Origin of the sequence: Caballeronia choica (genome assembly GCF_001544535.1) — a bacterium.
GTDB lineage: Bacteria > Pseudomonadota > Gammaproteobacteria > Burkholderiales > Burkholderiaceae > Caballeronia > Caballeronia choica.
The window spans coordinates 1-5172 of record NZ_FCON02000290.1 but is presented as its reverse complement, the minus strand read 5'-3'; the positions used below and the strand labels follow the sequence as shown (position 1 = coordinate 5172).

Genomic DNA, 5172 nt, shown 5'->3' with positions numbered 1-5172 from the left:
CCTGCTCGGGTGTCCAGTCTTCGGGCACGACGAACGGCAGGCCATGCCGTCGGCCCGATGGCAGCAAGGGCGTTGGACTCATTCGTCCGCTCCTTCCTGTGCGCCGCTCTTCTTCGCCGCTCGCCTTCGGGAACGTGCTTCGGCGCGCTCGCGCGCTTCCTTGAGACGGTAGGATTCGCCCTCGATCGAGATGACCTCGGCGCGATGCACCAGCCGGTCCACCAGCGAGACGACGCAGGCGGCATTCGGGAACACCTCGGACCAGGCCGAGAACGGTTTGTTGGTCGTGACGATCGTAGAACGTGCCCCGTTTCTCCTGCTGATCAATTCGAACAGCAGGTCGGCATACCGGTTTGAGTACGACAGATAGCCGACTTCGTCGATACAGAGCAGTTCCGGCGTTGCGTAGTAGTGCAGACGCCGGCGCAACGCCGAATCGCTATCGAGCGCGGCAAGTTCGCCGAGCATTTCTCCGGCGGCCCTGAACAGCACGGTGTGGCCCTGGATGAGCGCCTGATGAGCCACGTTCTGCGCCAGCGTCGATTTACCCACGCCGTTCGGGCCGATGAACACGGCGTTGGTTGCCTCCCTGACGAACTCCAGTGACATCAGTTCATTGACAGCCACGCGATCGATTCGTTTGGGCCATTGCCAGTCGAAGTCGCCCAGCGACTTGAAGTCACCGAGCTTCGCGGCGCGGATGCGCCGCTGCAGGGATCGGTGGGTGCGCTCGTCCTCTTCCCACTGGATAAGCGGAGCGACCCATTCAGCGCCGCTTACTTCGGACCAGTGCCCGACCAGACCGTTCAGGCGCAACGTCTGCGCGCGTGCGAGCAGGATATCAGTGGTTTTCGGGTTCATGGTCACCATTGTCCGTGGTCAGTTGATCGTAGCTGTCGAGCCGGTGCGGCTGCACCGGCGTGTCCTTGCGCCGCACGTGCTCGGGCAGACTCATCGCGACCGGAGGCGGCTCACCGCGCTCGGCACGCCGGCGCTCCAGCGCCAGACGCACGGTGTTGGTGTGGGGTACGCCTGCCGCGAGCGCGTCCTCCACTGCGGCCTGCAGTTCGGCCGCGCCGTAACGCTCGAGCAGGCGCAGCAACCCGTTCGTGAGCGCGCCGAGGTTCGCGCCGCGCTCAGCCGCGCGCGTGAGCAGTAACTGGCTGGCCGGCACGGCCTTCGTCAGGCTGTTGACGCCGCGATGCTGGCTCGCCTGGCGTTTGCGTTCCTTGAGTTCATGGATGTGCCCGGGCAGTTCGATCTGCGCGTCGCGGTCATAGCTGCGGGGATGGCGGGCAATCACCTGGGCGCCGTCGAACACACGCACCTGCTGCAGATCGGCGCGTACCGTCAGCGTGCGACGCACATGCGCGGCAGGGATCGTGTAATCATTCAAATCGAAGCGCACGTACGGCGTCTTGCCGACCCTGACCTCGAGATGCTCCTCCACGGGGTACGGGTTCTCCGGCAGCGGCAGCAGCAACGGCTGCTCCTTTGCGAAGGCCTCGCGTACCGTCATGGCGCGATCCTCCGGACATGGACGGTCGGCCGCCTGGGTACGACACCAGTGCTCAGCCTGTGCGTTCAGATCGTCGAGATCAGTGAAGGTGCGCGCCGCGAAGAACGCATCGCGTATATGGCGAATTGCCCGTTCGATCCTGCCTTTCTCGTAAGTCCCCAAGTGACTGCAGTGCGAACGGTCAAGCAACCGTAGTTGCTGAAATCACCCACCCGTTCCACCCGAAGCGGGGCGAGCAACTGGAGGCCGCGACTCGCAAGAAGACTTGGGGTGAGGACCGGGTCATGTACTACGACGCACAAGGGCAGCTGCGCTCGATGCTGACGTCGTGGACGAACTTGCACGAGCTCGACTCGTTCATGTCCGCATCAGGTGGACGCAGTTGGTTCCGCGTGGACGACCTGCTGCGGCTGAGCGCACTCATCTCCCAGATGCGGGCAGATCAAGACGACGAAAGTGCTCCATAAAATACGCCGCTACTGACCGACAAATTATGCCGCTATCTGCGATTCCGGTGTGGCGCATAAGTTGTCAAATGCCTTGTATTTCCCGTTCGGTTCAAAGATTAACTGGCAAGTTTGTAGGGATAAAGAGTGCATCGGAGCCGATGATGCACACTGACTTGTCAGTGCGTTGTTTATGAATCCGGCATCAGAGTTATTCTTGATCTTTGGTTGTTGGCGGCATATATTATGGTGCATTCTGATTACCAGGATACAACGTCATGAGTAAGGCCAAGCGCAATCCAAAGGCAGACCGCCTCAGGGAAAACGACTCGCTCAACTTGCATCCGGAGCGCGTGCGTGCCGAGCACTTCCGGAACAGCGCCTTCTTCGACCCTCACGACCTCGTTCAAGTGAAATACGAGATGCTTCGCGAAGTCAGCCACGGTGGGGCTCCCAAGGCCCAGGCCGCAGCCTCGTATGGCATGTCGCGCCAGGCCTTCTACCAAGCGCTCAACGCCTTCACGCTCGGCGGGATTGCCGGACTCTTGCCCGGGCAACGCGGGCCTAAGGGGGCACACAAGTTGACCGACGAGGTCGTGGCATTCGTTGAGCAACGCCAGGCCGAGGACCCCGGCCTGCACGCGAGGGCGCTGGCCGGGACCTTGCGTGAGGAGTTGGATCTCGACGTGCATCCACGCAGCATTGAACGCGCCCTCGCGCGGAAAAAAAAACGCTGAGACCCGCTCTATGCGCAAACGCAGCGTCGTCAGGAGATGAAGTGACCCGCCACATCGACGCCTACGAACACCTGCGCAGCGCCGTGCTGCGCGCGCAGGCCCGCCCCGAGGGCCTGGCGGCGGTGACGTATCACGGTCTGCTTGGCGGCTTGAAGGTTATCTGCGCGATGGCCGCGCCAGCGTCCACATCATTGCCCGCTCCCGCCGCTGCACCTGGCGCTGCGTCGGTAACCGACCCGGCCCTCGTGCGGCTGTTGGCCAACATGATCTTGCTCTACCAGCAGGAGGTGTCTCATGTCGTCTGAAAGCTTCTCCCACAAAGTCACCGCCGATCATCTGCGCCGCGACGCCTACCTGTACGTCCGGCAGTCCAGCCTGCGCCAGGTGCTGGAGAACACCGAGAGCACGCAGCGCCAATATGCGCTGCGCGATCGCGCAGTCGCGTTGGGCTGGCCGCTTGAGCGTGTACATACCATCGACAACGACCTCGGCCTGTCTGGCGCGGCAGCGCAAAACCGCGATGGCTTCCAGCACCTCGTGTCGCAAGTGGCGATGGGACGGGCGGGCATCGTCCTCGGTCTGGAGGTGTCGCGCCTGGCACGCAACAACGCCGACTGGCACCGTTTGCTCGAACTTGCGGCGCTGTCGCATACGTTAGTCCTCGACCAAGATGGGATCTACGATCCGGCGCACTTCAACGACCGGCTGCTGCTTGGATTGAAGGGCGCTATGAGCGAGGCCGAGTTGCACATCCTGAAGGCGCGCCTGCAAGGGGGCATGCGCAACAAGGCGAGCCGCGGTGAGCTGGAGATACCGCTGCCGGTGGGGCTGATCTATGCGCCCAACGGAGCGGTCGTGCTCGACCCGGATGCCCAGGTCCGGGGCGCATTGCAATTCCTCTTCGACACCTACCGCCAAACGGGTGCGGCCAGCGCAGTCGTGCGCCGCTTCGAGCGTGAAGGCGTGAGCTTCCCGCGACGGTTGCAGCGCGGCCTCGGTAAGGGAGACGTGCTCTGGGGCGCGATCGATCATCGACGCATCACTGAGGTGTTGCACAACCCTCGTTATGCCGGCGCCTTCGTCTACGGGCGCCGCAGGACGTCGTACGACACCGAGCTTCGCTCGCACTTGCTGGAAGTGCCGCGCGAGCAGTGGCACACGCTAATCCGCGACGCGCACCCCGGCTACATCACCTGGGATGAGTTCGAACGCAACCAGGACACGTTGCGCCGCAACAGCGTCTCGTTCGGCATCGCCGCCCGTGGCAGCCAACCTAGGGAAGGGGTCGGACTGCTCCAGGGACGCGTGGTATGCGGACGCTGCGGCGCGCGCATGCGCACGCGCTATCAACAGGCCGCGAGCGGCTCGCTAGCCACCTATCAGTGCGTCGAGGCAGCCGTGCGTCGCGCCGCCAAGGCGTGTCAGAGCTTCCAAGGCCGCGGGCTGGATGCGGCCATCAGCGCGCTGTTGATGGACAAGGTCGCTCCGGCCGCGCTGGAGGTGGCCGTGCAAGTGCACGATGAGATTGCAGCTCGCATCGAGCAAGCCGATGCACTACGCCGCAAGCAGCTCGAGGGTGCGCGCTACGACGCCGACCTGGCCCGCCGACGGTACCTCAAGGTCGACCCTGACAACCGCTTGGTAGCCGACGCTCTGGAGGCCGACTGGAACGACCGTCTGCGTCAGATCACTGCCTTGCAGCAAAGCCATGACGTGCAACGTGAAGCCGATGCGAAGACGCTTGACGCTCAGGCACGCGAGAGAATAGCCGACATAGCGCTCAACTTCCCGCGGGTCTGGAATGATCCCAGAACCGCGTCCGTGGAGCGCAAGCGCATGCTGGCCTTGCTGATCGAGGACGTCACGGTCGTCGCCGATCGCACCCACATCACTGCCGGCATTCGCTGGCGCGGCGGACAAACCAGCTCGATTCGCCTCGCTCGAAACTTGCCGATTGGCATGGTGCGCAAGACCACTCCAGAGGTCGTCGCCGCAATCGATCAGCTGCTCGAGTCCTGCAGTGACGCGCAAGTCGCCAAGCGCCTTAATGAGATGGGGTACGGCAACTGGCGACAAGAGCCGTTCACGTATCTGAAGGTGCGCCGCCTGCGCCGTGCGTACAAGCTCAGCAGCCACTACGAACGCCTTCGCGCACGAGGCTTCCTCGCAGCTGAGGAGATAGCGAAGAAGTTGGGCGTGTGTGTGGCCACCGTCCATCACTGGGGGCACCGGGGCGTGCTTCACCGCGAAGTCCTCAGTGGCTCCGGCCATTGCCTATATCTTCCACCTGACCAGAGCACACTCGTGAGGCCCGCGATCGGGCGGCCTCGCAAATCTGCTGCGCAAAACCATAGTTCCACGTAACCAACAGGAGGCAACATGAACCTCACTCCTTCTCGTTGCCGCGGTAAACCGCCACCGGTCGGGGCTCGAACCGGTAATGCGCGGCAAATGCGAGCAGCCTCGGGTT

General features: G+C 63.3%; 6 protein-coding genes. 4 read left to right on the top strand and 2 right to left on the bottom strand.

Annotation, left to right across the window (positions count from 1 at the left end; all coding sequences use genetic code 11):
- Positions 1-78: 78 nt before the first annotated feature.
- Entirely contained in the window at positions 79-861 is a 783-nt protein-coding gene (istB, locus tag AWB68_RS42515; RefSeq protein WP_087650116.1) for an IS21-like element helper ATPase IstB, read from the bottom strand.
- A complete protein-coding gene (locus AWB68_RS42510; RefSeq protein ID WP_235028822.1) occupies positions 842-1708 on the bottom strand; it encodes a Mu transposase domain-containing protein in 867 nt (288 codons plus the stop codon). Before AWB68_RS42510 ends, istB begins: the two co-directional genes overlap by 20 nt.
- Here AWB68_RS42510 and AWB68_RS42505 point away from each other — a divergent pair.
- From AWB68_RS42505 to AWB68_RS42490, 4 genes are all read left to right on the top strand, one after another.
- Positions 1645-1986, top strand: coding sequence for a DUF5372 family protein (locus AWB68_RS42505; RefSeq protein ID WP_160110178.1), 342 nt, complete (start codon positions 1645-1647; stop codon positions 1984-1986). The genes AWB68_RS42510 and AWB68_RS42505 overlap by 64 nt on opposite strands.
- A gap of 257 nt (positions 1987-2243) precedes the next feature.
- Positions 2244-2702: a helix-turn-helix domain-containing protein gene (locus AWB68_RS42500; RefSeq protein ID WP_087650115.1), complete on the top strand. Its 459-nt coding sequence runs from the start codon at positions 2244-2246 to the stop codon at positions 2700-2702.
- Between the two features lie 41 nt (positions 2703-2743).
- Positions 2744-3007 carry a hypothetical protein gene (locus AWB68_RS42495; protein ID WP_087650114.1) on the top strand — a complete coding sequence of 88 codons (264 nt, stop codon included), beginning with the start codon at positions 2744-2746 and terminating at the stop codon, positions 3005-3007.
- The gene (locus AWB68_RS42490) at positions 2997-5066 is read left to right on the top strand and encodes a recombinase family protein (protein ID WP_087650113.1); all 2070 of its coding nucleotides are present in this window, start codon (positions 2997-2999) and stop codon (positions 5064-5066) included. Before AWB68_RS42495 ends, AWB68_RS42490 begins: the two co-directional genes overlap by 11 nt.
- Positions 5067-5172: the final 106 nt, after the last annotated feature.